Genomic DNA, 20,746 nt, shown 5'->3' on the forward strand with positions numbered 1-20,746 from the left:
CGGTTCCCCGCGACCGCCGCGTCGCGCCCGGGCGCCTGCGCTCTCCCGGGCGCACGCCGCCGTCGACCCCCGTCCCGCGCCCGGCGTACACTCGTCACCATGACGACGCGCGCGCCGGCGGGATACGAGGCAGATCAACGGCGAGACGACCTGTCCGCGTACGCGCGGTACCTGTCGGCGATGGACGCGTCGATGCGCCAGAAGGTCGCGCTCACGGCAGCGCACCTCCTGTGCGAGGGCCGCGTCGCCGACATGGGCATGGGCTCGGGGCAGGGCAGCGCCGCGCTGGCCCAGCTCTACCCGCGCCTCGAGGTCATCGGCGTCGACATCGATCCGACGGTCGTCGAGCTCGCGCGCCGCGCTCATCAGCACCCGAACCTGGGCTTTCAGCTGGGCGACATCGCCAGGACGGTATTCCCGCCCGAGAGCCTCGACGGGATCTTCGATTCGTCGGTGCTCCACCACGTCACCTCGTACGGGGGCTACCGCCACGCGAACGCCGCCGATGCGCTGGCGGCGCAGGTGGAGCAGCTCTCGCCGGGCGGGGTGCTCGTGGTGAGGGACTTCGTCGATCCCGGGCCGGAGACGGTGTTTCTTGACGTGCCCGCCGAGGACGGCGACGACGGCCGCGATCCCCGCAGCGCCTCGACGGCGGCGCTGCTCGAGCGGTTCGCGGGCGAGTTTCGCTCGCTCTCGCCGGAGCCGGGGTTCCCGCTGGCGCGCGCCGCGAGCGAGCCCTCCGGCGCGCTCCCCGCGCCGCGCCCGGGGTGGCGCCGGTATCGCCTCGCCCACAAGCATGCTGTCGAGTTCGTGTTGAGGAAGGATTACCGCGCTGACTGGGAGGCCGAGGTCAAGGAGGAGTACACCTATTTTTCTCAAGCGCAGTTCGAGGCGCTCTTCGCGCGGCTCGGCCTGCGCGTGCTGTCGTCGACGCCGCTGCGCAACCCCTGGATCGTGCGGAACAGGTTCGTCGGTCGCTTCGAGCTCCGGGACGCCACGGGCGCGCGCCTGCCTTATCCGCCCACGAACTACCTGATCGTCGGAGAGAAGGTGAAGGCCGGTCAAGGGGTCTCGTTCCGGCTCGCGCCCGCGGAGGGCGCCAGGCAGTTCTTGCGGATCGAGCACCACAAGGATCGGGCGACAGGGCAGGTGTTCGACCTGGCCGCGCGGCCGCACCCCACGCTGGACATCGTGCCGTTCTTCTTCGCGGGTGAGACGGCGTATGTGCTGGCGCGGACCAGCTATCCGCGGCCGATCGCGCGCGCCTGCCGCGAGGAGACGCCTCCGCTCGACGGCAGCGGGCCGGCGGACTATCTGGCCGAGCCGATCGCGGTCGTGCAGACCGAGTTCCCGGTCGGGCACACGGTCGAGTATGCGCTGGAGCGGGCGGCCGGGGTGCGGGCGGCGGCGATCCAGCGCATGATCCCGGGCACGACGTACTACCCGTCGCCGGGCGGCATCCTCGAAGAGGTGCGCTCGATGCTGGTGGAGGTCGAGCCCACGTTCGTGAACGCGCCCTCGGAGAACGTGTCGGGGTTCGGCACCTCGGGGCGCATCCGCGCCATCGAGGCGCGCCAGCTCCTCCGCGCCGCGCAGGTCGGCGGCCTGCCCGACGCGCGGCTCGAGCTGAACGTCTACGATCTGCTGGCGCGCTTCGGCCTGCCGTTCGGGCCGTGGATCGGCGACGAGATCCCGCTCGCGGCGGCCGGCGCGGGCGTCGCTGGCGGTGCCGGCGCCGGCGACGAAGACGCCGGGGGGGCCGCCCTGCAGCCGACACCGCTCGCCGCGCTGCTCGGGCGCCCGAGCCGCCGGAGGTTCTCGCGGGTGGACCCGAGCGCCAGCGCGGGGTTCCTCGAGGTGCGGCGGGCGCGCTTCGAGGAGCTCACAGCAGACGGCGGCGTGGTGGCCGCGCGGGAGCTGGAGTACGTGGTGCCTCGGCCGCTCGGGGTGCTCACGGTCTCGACGGCGCTGCTCGCGCGGGCGCCGTCGGGGGAGGTGGTGCTCGGCGTGGACGACGACGATCTGCCGGCCGCCCAGAGCTTCTCCGGCAACAGCGGCATCCTTGTCGCGCCGGCGTGGCGGCTGCCGCGGAGCGTGAGCGCGCTTTCGGCCGCCGAGGCGTTCGTGCGCGAGCGGCTGCAGGCCGAGTACGGCGTTCGGGTGGGGGCGGCTGTCGAGCTCGGCGGGGCCTACCGCCCTTCGGCTGGGCTGACCCCGGAGCTGGTCCAGCCGCTCGCCTTCGTGGTCACCGCGGCGCCTGCCTCGGCCGGCGCGCCCGCCTCGGCTGCCGCCGTGCCCGACCTCGCGCCGGGGTCCGATGCCGCTCGGCGGCTCTCGTGGGTGCCGCTGATCGAGCTCGTCGCAGGGCGAGAGCGCCTGCCAGACGGCCACCTCCGTGTCGCGGCCCTGCGCGCGGCGCACGCGCTCGGCCTGGCGATCGCGCCGCCACACCCGCAATGACCCGCGGCGGCCTTACCTGAGCGCTTCCTCGAACATGTTCGTGTTACCGGTCTGGTACGACACCTCGAACCTGACCTTGGAGATCTTCCAGCCGCCGGCGTGCCTGGCGAGCTCATAGCGGTAGTGGCCCGCGACCAGCCAGTCCTCGCCGCCCGGCGCGCGCGCGAACCGATGGTGGGCGCGGACATGGCACTCCACGGAGGCGTGCTCTCCTTTCACCTCGATGTCGAGGGGGCCGAGGAAATGTTGTGATGCGTCGATCGCGTCGTGAAACTTGCTCCAGCCCGCGAGCAGATCGTCCGTCTTCTGCTCCTGCGGCTCGCCCCCGAAGACCGACGTGAAATCGGCCACCACGACGTCGGCATAGAGGCCGCGGAGCTCGGTCCAGCGCCGCTTATCGATGTGGTGAGCGATCCGGACAACGACATTCTGGATCGCCTGCACGTCACTCAACTCTCGCGTCATGGTCGTCCTTTCGTCGCGTGGAGCAGGAGGCGTCGTGCTCCGTGGTGAGCTCTCTCGAGCCGTTCCTGGCCGGAGGAGACATGCGGTTAGCATGGACGTAAAAAGGCGAGAAGGGCCCCGCCCCCCCCGCCCTCTGGGGTTCGACATCGTCCGAGGGAGGCTGTCGGAGCGGAGCGGCGCGGCGCGGCATCGGACGCGCGCGCGCCCGCGCCGCCGGGGTGAGCCCATGAAGCGTCGCGAGCTGCGGTGTCGATGACGCGCTGGTGGCCCCCTGAGGCTTGGACCCCGCAACCGCGCTCGGCGGACGGCGGTTTCGAGGCCTCAGCGGCGCCGCCGGCGCGCGCGAACATGCCGTATCTGCGCGCGCCGCCCGCGCGCGCGAGGAGCTCCGGGCCTCCGCGGCGGCTGGCACGCCGGGCGCTTACCGCGTCGCACATCGCCGATCCGCCGGCCGCTCCCCGCGGCGCACAGCGGGGCGGAAGACCCCATGGAACTCATGAGCAATTCCCTGAAGATCCCGATGCCCGGCGCCGCGCCGACGGACCTCGCGAGCCGGAGCAGGAGGCTCGGGTGGCGCGCGCGCGCCGATGCCGGGAGGGCCCGATCGTTCGTCGCCCTGCGCGGGCGCATGCTCGCGAGCCCGAGCCTGGCCGGGGCGCTCCATTTCATGCAGGTGGCGAACCGCCCCTGGGAGCCCCATGAGCTCAGGGCGTGGCTCGATGATCACGTGATCGCGCCGGGGTGGATGACGGCCCCGCGCGCGGTGCGCGAGCCGGGCGCGGAGACCGTGGCGCTCCGCGAGCTGGACGAGCGGCCCGAGGCGGTCGCGGCGCTCACCGGGCGCGCGCGCCGGCGCGTGGGGAGCGCGCTGCTCGACTTCGTGGCGCCGGACCCCGAGGGCAACTTTCTCCGTGCAGCGCTGTACAGCGCGCGCGTCCGCTGGGCCGTGGTGGGCGACCGATCCGGCTGGCTGCCAGCGCCGCGCGAGAGCGACTTTTTGAGCGACGTCGTGCTCAGCCTCTTCGCCGCGGCGATCCTCTCGAGCCCGGACATCTATCAGCGCCACATGACCGTCTGCTCGCACTGCGGGCGCGTCGCGTTCGCCCAGGAGGCGCGGCCGTCCACCGCGGCCTGCCCGCGCTGCGACGGAGAGGTGCGGTGGCGCATGCCCCCGGCTGGAGCGGGCAGGCGCCGCGGCGCCGGCGGGACCGGCGAGGAGCGCAGATGAGCGTCGCCCGCGGCGCCTCGCCGGCGGGCGGCCCAGGTATAAGTTGTTGTAACTATTATGGTTTAGGACTCATGACAGCGCGACGTACGCGACCGCCTGGTCCCTCAACCACGTGCGCTGCCTGCGCACGAAGGTGCGTGTGGCGCGCACGATGGCCGGCGCGAGCTCGTCGGCCGGCAGGCGCCCTTCCAGGTGCTCCCGCACCTGCCGGTAGCCGACGGAGCCCATCGCCCGCGCGTCGCCGTGGCCGCGGGAGAGGAGCGAGCGGACCTCCTCCACCCAGCCCTGCTCCAGCCACCCGGCGACGCGGGCCTCGATGCGGCGGTCGAGCTCGGCGCGGTCCCGGTGCACCGCGAGCAGGCGCGCGGCGTGCCGGCGCTCCCGGAAGCCGTGCTCCGCGTGCCACGCGCTCTGCGTCCGGCCCGAGCGCTCGTAGATCTCCAGCGCCCGGCTGACCCGCACGAGGTCGTTGGGCGCGAGGCGGGCCGCGCTCTCCGGATCCACGGCGGCGAGGCGCGCGTGGAGCGCGGCGCGCCCCTCGGCGTCGGCGATCGCGCGGTGGCGCGCGCGCGCCTCGGGATCGGCGGGCGGCGCGGGCGACAGGCCGAGCACGAGCGCCTTCACCCAGAGGAACGTGCCGCCGCAGACGACGGGGACCCGGCCGCGGCCGCGGATGTCGTCGATCGCCGCCTCCGCGAGCTCCGCGAAGCGCTGGGCGTCGATCGCCTGGAGCGGATCGACCGCGTCGACAAGGTGGTGCGGCGCGCGCGCCCGCTCGGCGGGGGTCGGCTTCCCGGAGCCGAGGTCGAACTCCCGGTAGATCTGCACGCTGTCGGCGCTCACCACCTCGCCGCCGAACCGCTCCGCGAGCCGGATGGCGAGCTCGGTCTTGCCGCTCGCCGTCGGGCCGACCACGACGAGCAGCTCACCCGGCGCCGGCGGCGCGATCGTCTCCCACGACGGCGCGGCCGCGCCGGCGTCGGGGGCGAGCTCGAGCGCCGCCTCGCTCACCGCCTCCCCACGCGGTGCTCCAGCTCGGGCCAGCCGACGCGCATCACGATGGGCCGACCGTGCGGGCAGTGGCCGGCGAAGTCGACCTCGTCGAGCGCCGTGAGCAGCGCCCGCGCCTCCTCCGGCGCCACCGGGTCGCCCGCGCGCAGCGAGCCGTGGCAGGCCATCGTCGCCAGCGCGAGGTCCACCGCGCCCGAGAAGGCGCGCTCGCCCGAGTGGCTGAGCTCGTCCACGAGGTCGCGCACGAGGCGCTCGGGCGCCGCGCGGCGGAGCAGCGTCGGCACCGCGTGCACCGCGAGCTGCGCCGCGCCCGCCGGGCGCACGTCGAGCCCGAGCCGCGCGATCGCCTCCTGCGCCTCCTCGACGAGCGCCACCTCCGCCGGGGCCGCCTGGACGATCACGGGGAAGAGCAGCTTCTGCGTGGCGACGTCGCGCCCGTCGAACGACGCGCGCAGGCGGTGGAACGTCACGCGCTCCGCCGCCGCGTGCTGATCGAGGAAGTAGATGCCGTCCGGCCCCTCGCACACGAAGAAGGTGTTGCGCACCTGGGCGAGGAAGCGCAGCGACCCCCAGGAGACAACGCGCTCGGCCGCGGAGAGCACCGGCCCGTTGCGCGCCGGTAGATCCGGGTAGGGGACGGGCGGCGACCCCGGCGCGGGCGCCGGCGGCTCGCCTGGCCCGCCGCGCGCCAGCAGATCGAGCGCCGCGACGTCGGCCCACGCCCCGAGCTGCGCCGGCGCTGCCGGCCCGGCCGGCGCAGCGTGAGGACGCGCCGGCGGGACCCCGCCGAGGTCGCCGCCGAGGCCCCATGGATCGGCCGGCGGCCCCTGCCGCTCGCCCGATGCGCCCGCGGCGGGCGCCGATGGACCTGCCGCCGGCGCCTCCGCCGCGGGGCCGCTCGACCAGACCCAGGCGTCTCCGGGCGGGGACGCCGCGTCCTCGAAGAGCTTGCCCTTGCGGCCCTGGAAGCCGCCGGGGGCCGGCGCGGGCAGGCCGAACGCCGCGGCCACCTGCGCGGCGACGATCTTGTAGAGCGCGTCGGCGACGGCGCGGCCGTCGGCGAAGCGGACCTCGGCCTTCTGGGGGTGGACGTTCACGTCCACGAGCTCGGCGGGCAGATCGATGAACACCGCGCCGATCGGGTACCGGCCCGGCTCGAGGACGCTGCCGTAGGCGAGCGCGATCGAGCGCGCCAGCGAGCGGTCGCGCACGTGCCGGCCGTTCACGAACATCCACAGCCAGCTGGCGCCCGAGCGGGCGCGCTCCGGCCGCGACACGAACGCCTCGACCGTGAGCGGCCCGCGCTGGCCCGCGCACGTCGCGAGCTCCTCGCCCGCGAGCATCGCGCGCGCCCGCTCCGCGCGGCTCGAGGTGCGCAGCCACTCCCGGGCGACGCGCCCGTCGCGCGAGAGGACCAGCGTCACGCCCGGCTCGCCGAGCGCGACCGCCTGCGCGATCTCGGACACGTGCGCCGACTCGGTGCCGACGGCGCGCAGGAACTTGCGCCGCGCGGGGACGTTGAAGAAGAGATCGCGCACCTCGACCACGGTGCCGGCGGCGCACCCGCAGGGGATGGCCTGCGCCGCGCCGCCGCCCTCGATCCGGATCTCCGTCCCCTCGGCCTCGCCGTCGCGCCGCGTCCGCAGCGAGAAGCGGCTCACCGAGGCGATGCTCGGGAGCGCCTCGCCGCGGAAGCCGAAGCTCTGGATGCTGCGGAGGTCGTCGATCCGGGCGATCTTGCTCGTGGCGTGGCGGAGCACCGCGAGGGAGGCGTCCTCGCGGCTCATCCCGCGCCCGTCGTCCGCGACGCGCACCAGGCCGACGCCGCCCCCCTCGATGTCGACGCGGATGCGGCGCGCGCCCGCGTCGAGCGCGTTCTCGACGAGCTCCTTCACGACGCTCGCCGGCCGCTCGACCACCTCGCCCGCCGCGATCTGGTTGGCGAGGTCGTCCGGGAGGATGGCGACCCTCCGCTCTTCGACCTGCGCCTGCGTGAGCGTCGATCGAGGATCCGCGCCGGCGATCCTCTCCGCGGTGCTCATGGCTCGTCGCCGGGGTCGACCGCCCGGGCGACCGCCTGGAAGTACGTCTTGGTGCGCTCCCGCGTCAGCGCCACCGCGGCGGAGCCGAGGACGGCCAGCTCGAAGATCGCGAAGCGCACCCGCTCGGCGGTCCACCAGAGTCCGGTGTTCGTGAGGCCCGCGCGCTCGGGGATGTCCGGCGGGAGGAGCGCCCCCGCCTGCGCCACCATGTCGATCCAGGCGCCGCGGACGCCCCGCGTGAGCGCGTACTCGACCGCGGCGAAGGCCAGGTTGGCGATGAGGACCTGGAGGACGAAGCCGCGCGTGCCGGGCCGCCCGCCGAGCGCCAGCCCGCTCGCGACGACGAGCAGCCCGCCGAGGAGCAGCTTCCCGATGCTGAGGGGGAAGGAGACGTCCTGGTACAGGCTCAGCGCGCGCGCCTGCGCGGCCTCGAGCACGAGGAACGTGAACTGGAATGGATCCCCCTGGTCGCGCGCTTGCTCGGCCACGGCCATGACGTCGGGGGCCATGCCGGCGCGCAGGTACATGGCCGTCCCGCACCCGGCCATGAAGCCGCGCACGCCGATGAGCCAGGTGAGCAGCATGGTGGCCACCAGGTACCAGGGGCGCAGCGAGCGCGGGCGCGGAGGGCGGTGCGAGTCCACGTGGAGGAGGCTGGCGTGTAGCACGTTCTCCGATCTCGCGCGCTCTCTTCCTTACCTGCGGATCGCGGAGCGGGTAGCCTCCGGATCGCGAAGCGCCCGCGCGCCTGCGCGCCGGCACAGGTGGCGCGGTGCGGCGGGGCTGTACTAGAACTTCGAGGACGAGGTCCGGGTGGCGAAGAGCAAGAGCGAGCCGCGAACGAAGCGAACGAAGGGGACCGGAGCGCCCCAGCCCGACGGGGTGGCGAAGGCGGGGCTCCAGGCCGGAGCGGAGGGTGAAGGCGCGGACCTCCGGCCCGACTCGGACGCGGCCCCCCGGCCTGCCGCGAAGCGCCGCGCGCGCTCCACCGCGAAGGACGGCGGGCGCGCGGGCGGCGAGGCGCAGCCCGCGGAGAGCGACGACGAGGGCCCGCGCGAGGAGGACGACGAGGCGGACGGCGCGCCCGAGAGCGGCGCCGCGAGGGCGGGCGACGTCGACGAGGGCGATGTCGTGGAGGTCGTCGGCGAGGTGATCGACGACGCGGGCGTCGATCTGAACGACATCGAGCTGCCGCGCTCCGCGCGGGCCAGCGGCGGCGAGGGCCGCGGCGGCGGCGGCAGCGACGCCGCGCTGTCGCGCACGGACCCGCTGCAGGCTTACCTGCGCGAGGTGCAGCGCCACGCGCTGCTCACGCCGGACGAGGAGAAGGAGCTGACGATCAAGTACACGAAGACGCAGGACGTCGCGACCGCCGCGCGGCTCGTGACGGCGAACCTGCGGCTCGTGGTCAAGCTCGCGTACGAGTACCGGCGCGCCTACAAGAACATCATGGACCTCATCCAGGAGGGGAACATCGGCCTGATGCAGGCCGTGAAGCGCTACGACCCGTACCGCGGCGTGAAGCTCTCCTCGTACGCGGCCTGGTGGATCCGCGCGTACATCCTCCGCTTCATCCTCAACAACTGGCGCCTCGTGAAGCTCGGCACGACGCAGGCGCAGCGGAAGCTCTTCTTCAACCTCAACAAGGAGAAGGCGAAGCTCTCGGCGATGGGCATCGAGCCCACGGCGGCGGAGATCGCGAAGCGCCTGTCGGTCGAGGAGAAGGAGGTCGTCGACATGGACCGCCGCCTCGCGAGCGGCGAGGCCTCGCTCGACGCCCCGGTCGGCGACCTCGAGGGCCGGACGATCCCGCGCGTCGAGCTGCTCGTGTCGTCGGGGGCGAGCCCGGACACCGCGTACGAGGCGAGCGAGATGGGCAGGCTCGTCCACGATCGGCTCTCGAAGTTCCGCGAGACGCTGAAGGGCAAGGACGTGATCATCTTCGACAAGCGCATGGCCGCCGAGGATCCGCTCACGCTCCAGGAGCTCGGCAACGAGTTCGGCATCTCGCGCGAGCGCGTGCGCCAGCTCGAGGCGCGGCTCCAGTCCAAGCTGCGGACGTACCTCCAGGAGGAGCTCGGCGACGCCGTCGAGATGGACTAGGCCGTGTCGAGCGGCGGCGAGCAGGGCGGGTCGAGCGACCGCGGTTGCCTCTACGTGGTGGCGACGCCGATCGGCAACCTCGGCGACATCACGCTGCGCGCGGTCGAGACGCTGCGCGGGGCGGACCGGATCCTCGCGGAGGACACGCGGCGGGCCCGGGCGCTCCTCGGCCACCTCGGCGTCTCGGGCAAGCCGGTCGACCGGTTCGACGCGCACGCCTCGGAGGCGGACGCGGCGCGCGCGGCCGCGCGGCTCGCGGCGGGCGAGTCGATCGCCTTCATGACCGACGCCGGCACGCCGGTCGTGAGCGATCCGGGGACGGCGCTCGTGCGCGCGGCCACGGAGGCGGGGGCGCGCGTCGTGGCGATCCCCGGGCCGAGCGCGGTGATGGTGGCGGTGAGCGCGTCGGGGCTGGTGACGGGGGGCTTCCGCTTCGTCGGGTTCCTGCCCCGCGGCGGGCGCGAGCGGCGCGAGGCGCTGGCCCTCGTCACGTCGACGCCGGAGGCGGTTGTGCTGTTCGAGTCGCCGCGGCGCTTCAGCGAGACGCTGGCCGAGCTCGCCGAGCGGATGCCCGGGCGGCGCGCCGTCGTCGCGCGCGAGCTGACGAAGGTGCACGAGGAGATCCTGAGCGGCAGCGTGGAGGAGCTCGCGGCGATCGAGCGGGAGTGGCTCGGGGAGATCACGCTCGTGCTCGCGCCTGCGGAGCCGGCCGCGGAGGGCGCGCGCCCGAGCGACGAGGAGCTCGACGCGCGCATCGATCGGGAGCTCGCCCAGGGGAGGCGGGCCAAGCACATCGCCGAGGAGCTGTCGGTGGAGCTCGGGCTGCCGCGGCGCGAGATCTACACGCGGGCCGTGGCGCGGCGGGGGGAGCCGCGCGGGTAGCGCAGCCGAAAGGAGCCAGCTCACCGAGATGGCTTGCGTATCGTCGGACTGTGGAGCTCGGTGACGACGTTGCTCATCCGGCGTTCGGGGGCACGGTCATGGGCGACGCGAAGAGCGCGGCCTGCGCGGAGAGATCGAGCGAGGAGGGCGGCTCTGGCGCGAGGGTGATGGCGACGCAGGCGGCATCGCCAGGGCCCGATGCGTGGGAGACGGGCAGCCAGCCGGCGGTGATCACAGGCGAAAAGTCGCCGGGTGGGGAGGTGATTGCGAGCTGCTGGGCATAGGGGATGAGCTTGTCGAGGCCGGAGGGATGAGGCGGTGGGTTCGCGCTCTTATTGAAACGAGTAGAGACTGCGATCTCGATGGGACCTTTCGAGGCGTGGTGCTTCCAGGCCTGCTCACAGAAAGCTCCCTTCGAGCCGTGATGGGGGATCTTGACGATCCGTAGCCCCTGGACGAGTCCGAGCGTCTCGTCCTCGTTCATCACAGCGAGGATGCCGGGCCACCCCCGGTCCGGCGTTCCATCCTCATGCTCGACGTCGCCGCCAAGGAGGATGCCAATATTGTCCCACCAGATCACGACGGCGAGCGAGAGGCGGTTCGCTTTGCCCATGAGCCAGCGCTTCTCGTCCTTCGTGAGCTTCTTGCCCTGCTCGACGCGCTTGAAGAGCGCCCCCAGCCGCTCCGTCTCGTGAACCTTCTCCTGCGGACACGGGGCAATGCAGTGAATCCGGTAGTCCTTGGGTTCTGGCAGCAAGCGTGTGTCGTATGCGGCTTCCCGTCCGCTCGCCGACCTCATGAGCGGCAGCATGGCGTCCTGCATGCGTCGTAGCTCGCGGAGGCTTTTGTTGTCGGTCTCGCCTCTCTCGAGAGAGAGTATGATCTCTCTGGCGGTGTGAAAGCCGGGGTAACGCCAGAGCCGCTCCACCTTGAACGCCGCGATGAGCTCGGGCAGTCCCTTGTAGTGATCGAGATCCGGGTGTGTCACCACCAGCAGATTGATCGCGGGCGCATCAAAGTGCCGGAGCAGCTCCAGCGGAAGGTTGACGCCACGGTGGACGCACGAGTCGACAACCATCCACTTACCATCGGGGAGCGCTACTACTTGTGATTCGCCGAAGCCCGGTCCAAAAACATAAAGTGTGAGCTTGCCCATCTGCGGGGCAGGGAGGCCCGCGAAGAGGGCCGCGTGTGCCGAGCTCACTGAAAGAAGCTCACTAGCTCGGGATGCTGCTTGATCGTGGCGGCCCAGGGCGCACCGGCGAGCGGGTAGCCCTCGTCACGCAGCGCTTGGAGTACGGGCTTGGCGAGAAAGGAAATACCCTCGTCGCCGCTTACCTTTCGGAAGAGAGCCAGCTTTCTCCCGAACTCCTCGTGCACGACCTCGCCTAGGCGGACACGAAATGCGAGCTCGCGTCCCTTGTAGAGGGGGTTCTTGTCATCGTAGCTGCTGGCCTTGATGTACGCGCTGCGAATCCTGTCGACGTCCGGAGACGGGATCGCCTTGGGATGACGGCCTATTGTGTCGTAATGGTATGCGAGGTTGTACGCAAAGTACTCCCAGGCGTAAGCGTCCTCCTCATCGAACTGTTCGACGATGACACGGTACAGCGTGGCTGCTTCGTCGTACTTGCCCTGTTGTGTGCTTAGTTCGAACGCGATCTTGCGGAGGTCAGCGCCATAGTAATGAGCTGTCTTGATTGCAAAGTCGCTGTCCCCGCTGGCGATGGCGTGATAGTGAATCTCGACCTCTTCTTCGATTCCTTCTGGCTGCCGCTGCGCCAGCCAGCTGTGCTCTCGCCGGACACGCTCGGGGCTGGTGAAGACGGCGCGCCTCTGGAGAAAGCGGCGCACCGCGTTCGTCATGGAGAAGCATTGGCTCCCGTCCGGCTGCGTCCGGATGTCCAGCCATGCTGCGCGCGCGAGCTCGTCCGCGGCCGCCCGGGGGACGCCGTCCAGGCGCTCCGTCCAGCCCTCACCGGGGTCGATCTCGATCTGGAACGCACCGGCGATGCCGTTCCATCTCTGCGGGCCGCGTAGGAGCGAGAGGCGCTTCGCGGCCTCGATCGCGTCGACGCTGAGTGTGTCATAGGCGATCTCGATGACGAATTCATCGGCCCGCGGCACCGCGCACGCCTCCAGCATCCGTGCGGCCTCGCGCGCGCGAAGCTTGTCCATGTGGACCATTGCCTCGATGAGCGGCTGGAGTGCCGGCGAGGTACGGGCAGCCGCCGCGGCCGCAAGACGCAGGTCATCAGCTCCCTTAGTCGCGTCGGTCGGCGGGGTGGCGTCGATGATCTCGAGGTTGAGCTCGGCGAGCTTTTCGTTGGTCGAGCGGCGAGGCTCGGGGCGCACCAGGTCCCAGCCCCCCTCATCGAAGCGATCCATCAGGAGACGAAAGAGATCGCTCCGCTCGCGCCGGAAGAACGCGTCGTCCCAGCGCGCGGAGGCAGGAAGTCTGATATCCAAGGCGTCCGGATCTACGAGACGGACGATCGTGCCGTCGCTTTTCTTCCGCTTCTCCTCGAGGAGCTCACGAAGTGCCTTCTTGCGCGCCGACCATGGAGTCTTCTTCTCCAGACAGGCCTTCAAGTTTTTCGGATCACAGCCGGCGCCGAGCAAGTGGGCAAGCAGGACGGTGAGGCGTAGGTGATCGTCTTGCTCGTTGTAGGCCATAACCGTGGGGATCCCCCCGGGGAGCCCATCCAGCGATGACGTAAAAATGACCCGCGATCGGTTCAGCATGGGGGCTCGGTGGCGCCGGTCAGCAGGCACCTCCAGGGACGCTAGCAGCGGCCAGTCCGCGCTGCCAACGGCTCGCTGTGCCGGTTCCCCCCCGGAGCTGCGGCGGGCACCTGGATCACGCCGGGCCGTGCGCGAAGCCGCTGACCCGCGTGCTCACACACCGTCTGTCGTGCAAGCAGGCGGATGTGGAGTCCGCGGTGGCGCAGCGCTAGGTGTACGCGTCCCCAGACCTTCTCGGTCGTGAGAGGGCGACGCTACATCGTTCCAGGCACGTCGTCGGCGAGCTGTCAATGAAAACCGTGCTTCCGTCGCGGGAGTTCTGCCTGCGCCGGAGCGCAGGCAGCGCGGAGCGAGCGCCGGTCAGGTCAGCCCGTCCCGCCTCTCGGCCTTCAACGCTTCCACGACGTGCTTCACGTCCTGCGCGCGATCACGCGGCACGATCAGCAGCGCGTCGTCGGTCTCGACCACCACGAGCCCCTCGACGCCGACGAGCGCGATGACCCGGCGATCGTCGGGCGCTGCGCGCGCGCGCAGATCGACCACGTGGTTGCCGTGCGCGTCGATCAGCACCGATCCCGCGGGCGCGCTGTTGCCTCGCTCGTCCTTGTCGGCGAGCTCCCAGGCGCTCTGCCAGCTGCCCACGTCGCTCCAGCCGAAGTCGCCGGGCACCACGGCGAGCCCGGCGACGTGCTCCATCACGCCGTGATCGACGCTGATGGCCGGGAGGCCCGGGAACACCCGCAGGACGGCCTCCGCCTCGGCGCCAGGGCCCAGCGCGGCGGCGCGGTCGATCTCGTCGAGCCCCGCGGCGAGCGCCGGCAGGTGGGCGCGGATCGCGGCCAGCATGTCGCCCGCGCGGAAGATGAACATCCCCGCGTTCCAGAGGAAGCGGCCGCTCGCCACGAACTCCGCGGCGCGCTCGCGGCTCGGCTTCTCGACGAAGCGCCGCACGCGGCGGGGCTCCGCGCCCTCCGCCCCGGCGGCCTCCTCCACCTCGATGTAACCGAAGCCCGTCTCCGGGTGCGTCGGGCGCACGCCGATCGTCGTGATCGCTCCGCCCTGGGCCGAGGCGACGGCGGCCCCCAGCGCCTCGAGGAACCGCGGCACGTCGGCGATGTGGTGGTCGCTCGGGAGCACGACGACGACCGCCTCGGGGTCGTCGCGCGCGATGGTGGCGGCCGCCCAGCCGATGCACGGCGCCGTGTTGCGCGGCGCTGGCTCGACCAGCAGGCGCCGCTCGGACACCTCGGGCAGCGCCGCGCGGGTGGGCGCGACCAGGTGCTGGCCGGTCGCGATCCAGACGCGCTCCCAGCCCGCGCGCCCGCCGCGGGCGCACAGCGGGAGCACGCGGCGCGCCGTCGCGGCGAGGAGCGGCTCGCCGCCGAGCAGCGGCAAGAGCTGCTTCGGGCGCGCGGCGCGCGACGCCGGCCAGAAGCGGGTGCCCGCGCCGCCGGCGAGGATCAGGACATGGATCGAGGGGTCGGTCGGGGTCATCGGCGCTTCTCCTCGGTGTGGACGTGCGGTCTGGACGGCGAAGAGGGTCGCACGGTTGCGGTGCGGCCGCCGAGGGGCGCTCAGGCGAGACCGGGCAGCGCGCGCGCGTAGGCCACCATCGCGAGGCCGAGGGGGACGACCCACAGCGAGAGCGCGCCGACGCGCCGCCGCTCGGCGAGGGCTCGGAGCGCGGAGGCCGCCGCGGCGGCGCTCACGAAGGCGGCGAGGAGGCCGAGCGCCACGGCGCTCGCCCCTGGCGCCGGGCCGTGGAACGCGCGCGCCTCGGCGAGCGCCGAGACGAGCAGCGCGGGGAGGCTCAGCGCGAGCGCGAGCTCGACGGCGCGCGCGGGCCGGACGCCGAGCCAGAGCAGCACGACGAGCGCGGCCCCGACCCGCGACGCGCCGGGCAGCGCCGCGACCCCGTGCGCCGCGCCGGCCGCGAGCGCCCCGACGATCGACGGCGCGTCGGTCTCGTCGCGGCCGTCCCGCCGCGGCGCGAGCGCTGTGCTCGCGAGGGCCGCGCCGGTGGCGAGCAGGCCGAGCCCCACCGCGAGCGGCGCGTCCCGCCACGGCGCGACGTACGGACGGAGCGCCGCCGCGACGAGCAGGCTGACGGCGGCGCCCAGCGCGAGCCCCGCGGCGTCGCGCGCCGGCGGCGACGAGCTGAAGAGCGACGGCCTCGCGAGCGCCCGGGCGCCCTCGCCGAGCGCGCGGAGGAGCCGCTGCCGCACGGCGAGCGCGAGCGCCGCCGCCGTCGCGAGCGCCTGCGCGGCGGCGATCCAGGCGTCGCCGTCGGCCGCGCGGAGCCAGAGCCGGGCCGCCGCGCCATGCCCGGTCGCCGAGATGGGCAGCGCCTGCGCCGCCCCCTGCACGGCCGCGAGCACCGTCACGTCAACGAGACCCACATCCGAGCGATATCCCAGCTCGGCGCGTCCTGTCGATCCCGAGCAGCAGCGCCGGCGAGGCCAGGGTCTGCTGGCTTGCCGCGGTTCAGCTTTTCACCTACATAACCACCCCTGGATCCGACCCCTCTCGCCTGAAACGAGGGGGGCGAGCCGAGCGAGGTTCCGCCCGATGTTGATGGCCTACGCCAGCGTTGCCGCGTTCTTTCTGGTGGCGATCGGCTTCATGCTCGGCTCTCTGCTGTTCGGGAGGCTGCTGCGCCCCAACAACATGTACGCCGAGAAGGTCGAGACGTACGAGTGCGGCGAAGCGCCTGTCGGGCCCGCATGGTTCAACTTCAACCCGCGGTTTTACATCATCGCGCTCGTCTACATCATCTTCGACGTCGAGATAGCGTTCATCTACCCGGTCGCGGCCGTGTTCAAGCGCTGGGTGGACCAGGGCAACGGGCTCTTCGCGCTGATCGAGATCTTCCTCTTCGTGGCCATCCTGATGCTCGGCTTCGCCTATGTCTGGGTGAAGGGCGATTTCAACTGGATCCGCTCCATCAAGGGGGATCCGCGCGGGGCTCAGAACGTGAGCAGCCGGGCTCGACCGCGCGCGCCGCTCGCGGGCGCGGGCGAAGGCGCGCCGGCGGGCCTCCCGGGTCAGGCGGCGGCCGCCGAGGGAGGTGCGGAGTCATGACATCGAACCTGAACCTGATGGCCCCGCCCCGCGGGTGGGAAGCGAAGTACGAGAGCGACGGCGGCGGCGTCATCACGACGAGCGTCGATCAGACCGTCAACTGGCTGCTCAACTGGGGCCGGTCGAACAGCGTCTGGTACATGCTCTTCGGCCTGGCCTGCTGCGCCATCGAGCTCATGCAGACCGGCGGCCCCCGCGGCGATCTCGAGCGCTTCGGGGCCGCGCCGCGGCCGAGCCCCCGGTCGAGCGACCTGTTCATCATCGCGGGGACGCTGACCTACAAGATGGCGACCCGCGTGAAGCGCCTCTATGACCAGATGTCGGAGCCGCGCTTCGTCATCTCGATGGGCAGCTGCTCGAACTGCGGGGGCCTCTTCCAGTACGCCTACTCGGTCTGCAAGGGCGTGGATCAGATCATCCCGGTCGACGTCTACGTGCCCGGCTGCCCCCCGCGCCCCGAGGCGCTGCTCGAAGGGCTCCTCAAGATCCAGGAGAAGATCAAGAGCGAGCGGGCCCTCGGCCGCCGCGGCGCGACGGGCGGCTGAGCCCCCTCCTCTCGACTCGACACCTCCCGTACCCCCATGTCACCCGAAGAGATCTTCCAGGCGCTCCAGGCGAAGCTCGGCGAAGACGCGGTCTTCGACTTCCACCCCGTGTCCCCGAAGGATCGCGACGCCTGGCTCCAGGTCGCGCCCGCGAAGCTCGAGGCCGTGTGCCGGCTCCTGCGCGAGGCGCCGGAGCTCGATTTCGATTACCTGGAGTGCATCACCGGGGTCGACTATCCCGATCTCAAGAAGATCGTCGTCGTCTATCACATCTACTCGTACGCGAAGAAGCACCGGGTCGTCCTGAAGGTGTTCCTCGACCGGGAGAGCCCCGCCGTGTCGACGCTCGTCGACGTGTGGTCGGCGGCCAACTGGCAGGAGCGGGAGTGCTTCGACCTGCTCGGCGTGCGCTTCGAGGGGCACCCGGATCTCCGCCGCCTGCTCCTGCCCGACGACTGGGAGGGGCACCCGCTGCGCAAGGACTGGCAGGAGAAGGCCGAGTACCGCGGCATCCCGACGCAGCGGCCGAACCCCGTCGAGCTCTTCAAGATCAAGCTCCCGAAGAAGGACGCGGAGGCGTCATGAGCCAGGTCATCTTCAGCGTCGATCGCGGGGGCGCGGCGCCGGGCGCCGAGATGGAAGACGAGATGACCCTCAACATGGGGCCTCATCACCCGTCGACCCACGGCGTGCTCCGCTTCATCATCTCGACGGACGGCGAGATCATCCGGAAGGCGGTGCCGGACGTCGGCTACCTGCACCGGAGCATCGAGAAGATCGGCGAGCGCTGCACGTACAGCGGCTTCATGCCGTACACGGATCGCGTCGACTACATCGCCGCGATGTTCGCCAACGAGGCCTGGGCGAGCGCCTGCGAGAAGCTGATGGGCATCGAGGTGCCGAAGCGGGCGCAGTACCTCCGCGTCATCTCCTGTGAGCTCAACCGGATCGGGAGCCACATGATCGCGCTCGGCGCGATGGCGATGGACGTCGGCGCGGTCACGCCGTTCCCGTGGGCGCTGCGAGAGCGGGAGTACATCAACGACTTCATCGAGGAGCTGTGCGGCGCGCGGCTCACCTTCAATTACCACCGCATCGGCGGCGTGTCGTTCGACATGCCGAAGGGGTGGGCCGACAAGGTGAGGCACTGGCTCGACCGCTTCGAGCCGATCATGGTCGAGTTCGACCGGCTCATCAGCCTGAACGACATCTTCATCAAGCGCCTCGCCAACGTCGCCGTGGTCACGGCCGAGGAGGCGAAGGACTGGGGGCTCGTCGGCCCCAACCTGCGCGGGTCCGGCGTGAAATGGGATCTCCGCAAGGAGGACGCGTATTCGGTCTACCCCGAGCTCGAGTTCGACGTCCCCGTGGGCCGCGGGCGCTACGGGACCGTGGGAGACTGCTGGGACCGGTTCTACGTCCGTGTCGAGGAGTGCCGCGAGTCGGCGAAGATCCTCCGCCAGGCGCTCGACAAGATCGACGAGCACCCCGAGGACGACATCCTGGGCAAGCTGCCGAAGAAGATGCGGCCCGACGGGGAGGCGTACGCTCGCATCGAGAGCGCCCGCGGCGACATGGGCTGTTACGTCATCGGGCGTGGCGCGGAGGAGGCGTACCGGGCGCGCTTCCGGACAGGGAGCTTCACCGCGATGGCGATGATCGAGGCCAAGAGCCCCGGGCTGTTCCTGGCCGACCTCGTGGCGCTCATCGCGAGCTTCGACGTCGTGGCGCCCGAGATCGACAGGTGAGCGGGCGAGGGGCTCGAGGTGGTAGCCGGCGAATGGCTGTCTCAGTCCTCGCTTGCGGGCAGCGGCGGGGGCGGCGGCAGCGCGCGGGGGGGCTCGAGGCGCGTCGGCTCCGCCTTGCAGGCGACGGTGCGGCCATCGCAGCCACAGACGTTCCCGCCCAGATCCTCGTAGACCGCCGGGGAGCGCTCATCGACGTACCTCACGAGGTCGAGCGGCTCGCACGTGAAGGTCGTCGACGCGAGCCGCACCGTCGCGCCGACGTTGTAGATGCCGGCCGCGGTGCTCCGCTCGATCACGCTGTCCCGGACGAGGGCCTCCGCCTGGCCCGTCTCGTTGTTGTAGGCGATGATGCCGTAGCCGTAGCCGTCCCCGCCGTCGAGCGTGCGCCCCAGGGTGTCCGTGATCGTCGTCGCGTCGACTGTCGCGTCCGAGTCGCTGAGGAAGAGGCCGCCGTCCCTGCTCGACTCGATAAGGACATTGCGCAGGTGAGCGCTCGCGCGCTCGCCGAGATCGGGCAGCGACTGGACATTGACGCCCCGGCCGACTTCCTCGTTCGACGGCAGCGGCCTCGTGTCGCGCACCACGGTCGAGTCCAGGGTCGCGTCGGCCCCGAAGACGGCGATCCCCATCCCGTAACTGCCTTCCACCGCGCTGCCGCGCACCTGGGCGCTCGAGCGCCGTTGATCGTGCGCGATCTCGATCCCCGCGCCGTAGTCGGGCGCGCCGGGGAGGATCTCCCGCACGAGGAGGCCATCGATCTCGACGTCGGAGCCGTTGATGACGACCCCCCTCTCGCGGCTCCGCTCGACAAGGACGTGCCGCAGCGCCACGAGGGCGGGGCGGCCGTCGACGCGGCTCGGCTCGGTGTAGAGGCCCATGCCGTGGCCCGGATCACCCTCCGTCAGCACCAGACCCGTGTCGCGCACGACCGTCGCCTCGATGGTCGCCTCGGCGCCGATCATCGCGATGGCGGCGGTGTGATTCCGCTCCAGGACGCTGCCCCGGACCGTGAGGGTCCCCGGATCGAAGTCCGGGATATGGGTCGCCGTGAGCCCTGTGCCCGGCAGCTCCGCCGCGAGCCAGGCGACGTCGCGGACGACGCTGTCCTCGACGACGCCGTCCGCCCCGGAGAACCTGAACCCGAGCCCCCCGACGCGCTCGATAACGACGGATCGCGCCGTCACGCTCGCGCGGCGCTCGAACGACTCGACCTGCATCGCTATCGCATGGCCGTAGAACGGGTGCCCCCGGTCCCCGGTGGCGAGATCGATATCGCGCAGGACCGTGCCCTCCAGCGTCACGGCGGCGTCCGCCACGACCATGCCCGCGCCCGTTGTGTGCTCCACGAGCGCCCCGCGCACGGTCAGGCTCGTTTCGGAGCCCAGGCTTGCGGCGAGGACGCCGACATCGTTGGTGTCGTGGATCCAGACCCGCTCGACAAGGACATCGCGCGCGTTCGCCACGCCGAGACCCATGCCCTGCCCGCGGATCGCGAGATCGTGGATCTCCGTGGCGCTCGCGCCCCTCTCGATCTGGACGGCGATCGCCGAGGGCGGCCCGACGATCTCGACGCGCGCGGGGCACCGGCCCCAGAGCCGCACGGGCTGCCCTGAGATCAGCAGCTCTTCGACGTAGCTGCCCTCCGCGATCGCGATCAGGGCGCCCTCGGCCGCGCGGTCGATCGCGTCCTGGATCGTCGTCCACGGTCTGGCCTCCGTGCCGTCGCTGTCCGCCCCGGCGTAGGCCGCGTCGACGAACTCGGTCGTCTCTTCGATCGGCGCGCCGCCCCACGGGCCCGCCCCGCACGGAGCGACCTCGCGCCACGCCGCCTCGCCGGGGACGGCCATCTGCCCTGGCGGGCCCGCCTCCGCCGGCAGCACGGGCACGCAGCCCTGCGCTCCGTCGGGCGTGAAGCCGCTCCCGCACCGCCCGGGCGGGACCCCCGCCGGCTCGCAGCCCGCGCCGGTCTCCACCGCGCCCGGTGGGCACGGGAACGTGGGCCCGGCGTCCGTCCCCGGGCCGCCGACCGGGTCGAGGCGCTGCACGCACGCCGCGAGCAGCGCGATCTGCAGGAGAGAGAGGGCGAGCCGGTCTAGACGCATGGTGCTTCGGTGCCTCGCGGGAACGATACGCGCTCCTCGTCCCCGAGGCGCCCTCGGAGACCCGCCTGCGCATGTTGAGCGAAACCTTGCTCACTTGGGCGCGTAGTTGCGCATCGAGGGCCGCATCGTGGGGATGCCGCCCGCGCCCTGGCCGGCGCTCCGCCGGTCCCGGGCTGCGGTCGTGAGCTCGGGCCCCGCGGCATGCGCGTTGCTTTGACGTGAAGGAACGAAGGAACGCGAGCTTCAGGGCTGGAGCGGCGCCGGAAGGCACGCTCGCTGTCCGACGCTCACGGGGTGTCAAAGGCGACATGCCGCCTTGGGCCTCAAGGACTCT

17 protein-coding genes are annotated in these 20,746 nt (G+C 72.1%); 8 read left to right on the forward strand and 9 right to left on the reverse strand.

What is annotated here, in order from left to right; all coding sequences use genetic code 11:
- Nucleotides 1–99 precede the first annotated feature (99 nt).
- The gene (locus tag WME95_RS49440; protein WP_437906113.1) at nt 100–2,460 is read left to right on the forward strand and encodes a methyltransferase domain-containing protein; all 2,361 of its coding nucleotides are present in this window, start codon (nt 100–102) and stop codon (nt 2,458–2,460) included.
- A gap of 12 nt (nt 2,461–2,472) precedes the next feature.
- Here the strand turns inward: WME95_RS49440 and WME95_RS49445 are convergent, their stop codons facing one another.
- The gene (locus tag WME95_RS49445; protein WP_437547947.1) at nt 2,473–2,925 is read right to left on the reverse strand and encodes a nuclear transport factor 2 family protein; all 453 of its coding nucleotides are present in this window, start codon (nt 2,923–2,925) and stop codon (nt 2,473–2,475) included.
- A gap of 496 nt (nt 2,926–3,421) precedes the next feature.
- Here WME95_RS49445 and WME95_RS49450 point away from each other — a divergent pair, with 496 nt between their 5' ends.
- The gene (locus WME95_RS49450) at nt 3,422–4,153 is read left to right on the forward strand and encodes a hypothetical protein (RefSeq protein ID WP_437906114.1); all 732 of its coding nucleotides are present in this window, start codon (nt 3,422–3,424) and stop codon (nt 4,151–4,153) included.
- Nucleotides 4,154–4,222: 69 nt separating this feature from the next.
- Here the strand turns inward: WME95_RS49450 and miaA are convergent, their stop codons facing one another.
- From miaA to WME95_RS49465, 3 genes are read right to left on the reverse strand one after another with little or no spacing between them, the layout of a single operon-like run.
- Nucleotides 4,223–5,164: a tRNA (adenosine(37)-N6)-dimethylallyltransferase MiaA gene (miaA, locus tag WME95_RS49455; RefSeq protein ID WP_437906115.1), complete on the reverse strand. Its 942-nt coding sequence runs from the start codon at nt 5,162–5,164 to the stop codon at nt 4,223–4,225.
- On the reverse strand, nt 5,161–7,206 hold the full coding sequence (mutL, locus tag WME95_RS49460) for a DNA mismatch repair endonuclease MutL (protein ID WP_437906116.1): 2,046 nt from the start codon (nt 7,204–7,206) through the stop codon (nt 5,161–5,163). The genes miaA and mutL overlap by 4 nt, the downstream gene beginning before the upstream one ends.
- Complete coding sequence (locus WME95_RS49465; RefSeq protein WP_437906117.1) at nt 7,203–7,874, reverse strand: hypothetical protein; 672 nt, start codon at nt 7,872–7,874, stop codon at nt 7,203–7,205. Before WME95_RS49465 ends, mutL begins: the two co-directional genes overlap by 4 nt.
- 145 nt (nt 7,875–8,019) lie before the next feature.
- Here WME95_RS49465 and WME95_RS49470 point away from each other — a divergent pair, with 145 nt between their 5' ends.
- Both WME95_RS49470 and rsmI read left to right on the forward strand, forming a co-directional pair.
- Nucleotides 8,020–9,309, forward strand: a complete 1,290-nt coding sequence (locus WME95_RS49470) for an RNA polymerase factor sigma-32 (RefSeq protein WP_437906118.1) — start codon at nt 8,020–8,022, stop codon at nt 9,307–9,309.
- A 3-nt stretch (nt 9,310–9,312) separates the two neighbouring features.
- Nucleotides 9,313–10,191, forward strand: coding sequence for a 16S rRNA (cytidine(1402)-2'-O)-methyltransferase (gene rsmI / locus WME95_RS49475; RefSeq protein ID WP_437906119.1), 879 nt, complete (start codon nt 9,313–9,315; stop codon nt 10,189–10,191).
- 73 nt (nt 10,192–10,264) lie between these two features.
- Here the strand turns inward: rsmI and WME95_RS49480 are convergent, their stop codons facing one another.
- From WME95_RS49480 to WME95_RS49495, 4 genes are all read right to left on the reverse strand, one after another.
- Nucleotides 10,265–11,347 carry an MBL fold metallo-hydrolase gene (locus WME95_RS49480; protein WP_437906120.1) on the reverse strand — a complete coding sequence of 361 codons (1,083 nt, stop codon included), beginning with the start codon at nt 11,345–11,347 and terminating at the stop codon, nt 10,265–10,267.
- Nucleotides 11,348–11,391: 44 nt separating this feature from the next.
- Nucleotides 11,392–12,867 (reverse strand): hypothetical protein, encoded by a 1,476-nt coding sequence (locus tag WME95_RS49485; RefSeq protein WP_437906121.1) that lies wholly within the window; start codon nt 12,865–12,867, stop codon nt 11,392–11,394.
- A gap of 429 nt (nt 12,868–13,296) precedes the next feature.
- On the reverse strand, nt 13,297–14,430 hold the full coding sequence (locus tag WME95_RS49490) for a mannose-1-phosphate guanylyltransferase (RefSeq protein WP_437906122.1): 1,134 nt from the start codon (nt 14,428–14,430) through the stop codon (nt 13,297–13,299).
- Between the two features lie 80 nt (nt 14,431–14,510).
- Nucleotides 14,511–15,335, reverse strand: a complete 825-nt coding sequence (locus tag WME95_RS49495) for an undecaprenyl-diphosphate phosphatase (RefSeq protein ID WP_437906123.1) — start codon at nt 15,333–15,335, stop codon at nt 14,511–14,513.
- A 169-nt stretch (nt 15,336–15,504) separates the two neighbouring features.
- Between WME95_RS49495 and WME95_RS49500 the strand changes: the two genes are divergently transcribed.
- The 4 genes from WME95_RS49500 to WME95_RS49515 are packed head-to-tail and all read left to right on the forward strand — an operon-like array spanning nt 15,505 to nt 18,310.
- A complete protein-coding gene (locus tag WME95_RS49500; protein WP_437547962.1) occupies nt 15,505–16,017 on the forward strand; it encodes an NADH-quinone oxidoreductase subunit A in 513 nt (170 codons plus the stop codon).
- On the forward strand, nt 16,014–16,562 hold the full coding sequence (gene nuoB / locus WME95_RS49505; RefSeq protein ID WP_012241670.1) for an NADH-quinone oxidoreductase subunit NuoB: 549 nt from the start codon (nt 16,014–16,016) through the stop codon (nt 16,560–16,562). The genes WME95_RS49500 and nuoB overlap by 4 nt, the downstream gene beginning before the upstream one ends.
- 36 nt (nt 16,563–16,598) lie before the next feature.
- A complete protein-coding gene (locus WME95_RS49510) occupies nt 16,599–17,147 on the forward strand; it encodes an NADH-quinone oxidoreductase subunit C (RefSeq protein WP_437906124.1) in 549 nt (182 codons plus the stop codon).
- Nucleotides 17,144–18,310, forward strand: coding sequence for an NADH-quinone oxidoreductase subunit D (locus WME95_RS49515; RefSeq protein ID WP_437906125.1), 1,167 nt, complete (start codon nt 17,144–17,146; stop codon nt 18,308–18,310). Before WME95_RS49510 ends, WME95_RS49515 begins: the two co-directional genes overlap by 4 nt.
- Nucleotides 18,311–18,351: 41 nt before the next feature.
- Here the strand turns inward: WME95_RS49515 and WME95_RS49520 are convergent, their stop codons facing one another.
- Nucleotides 18,352–20,412: a hypothetical protein gene (locus tag WME95_RS49520; RefSeq protein WP_437906126.1), complete on the reverse strand. Its 2,061-nt coding sequence runs from the start codon at nt 20,410–20,412 to the stop codon at nt 18,352–18,354.
- Nucleotides 20,413–20,746 lie beyond the last annotated feature (334 nt).

Source organism: Sorangium sp. So ce327, assembly GCF_051530205.1.
Lineage (GTDB): Bacteria > Myxococcota_A > Polyangia > Polyangiales > Polyangiaceae > Sorangium > Sorangium cellulosum_B.

Excerpts from the sequence above, each read along its gene's own strand:
- WME95_RS49440 (WP_437906113.1), top strand. The coding sequence starts at position 100 with ATGACGACGCGCGCGCCGGCGGGATACGAGGCAGATCAACGGCGAGAC.
- WME95_RS49445 (WP_437547947.1), bottom strand. The coding sequence starts at position 2,925 with ATGACGCGAGAGTTGAGTGACGTGCAGGCGATCCAGAATGTCGTTGTC.
- WME95_RS49450 (WP_437906114.1), top strand. The coding sequence starts at position 3,422 with ATGAGCAATTCCCTGAAGATCCCGATGCCCGGCGCCGCGCCGACGGAC.
- mutL (WP_437906116.1), bottom strand. The coding sequence starts at position 7,206 with ATGAGCACCGCGGAGAGGATCGCCGGCGCGGATCCTCGATCGACGCTC.
- WME95_RS49480 (WP_437906120.1), bottom strand. The coding sequence starts at position 11,347 with ATGGGCAAGCTCACACTTTATGTTTTTGGACCGGGCTTCGGCGAATCA.
- WME95_RS49485 (WP_437906121.1), bottom strand. The coding sequence starts at position 12,867 with ATGGCCTACAACGAGCAAGACGATCACCTACGCCTCACCGTCCTGCTT.
- WME95_RS49490 (WP_437906122.1), bottom strand. The coding sequence starts at position 14,430 with ATGACCCCGACCGACCCCTCGATCCATGTCCTGATCCTCGCCGGCGGC.
- WME95_RS49500 (WP_437547962.1), top strand. The coding sequence starts at position 15,505 with ATGTTGATGGCCTACGCCAGCGTTGCCGCGTTCTTTCTGGTGGCGATC.
- nuoB (WP_012241670.1), top strand. The coding sequence starts at position 16,014 with ATGACATCGAACCTGAACCTGATGGCCCCGCCCCGCGGGTGGGAAGCG.
- WME95_RS49510 (WP_437906124.1), top strand. The coding sequence starts at position 16,599 with ATGTCACCCGAAGAGATCTTCCAGGCGCTCCAGGCGAAGCTCGGCGAA.
- WME95_RS49515 (WP_437906125.1), top strand. The coding sequence starts at position 17,144 with ATGAGCCAGGTCATCTTCAGCGTCGATCGCGGGGGCGCGGCGCCGGGC.
- WME95_RS49520 (WP_437906126.1), bottom strand. The coding sequence starts at position 20,412 with ATGCGTCTAGACCGGCTCGCCCTCTCTCTCCTGCAGATCGCGCTGCTC.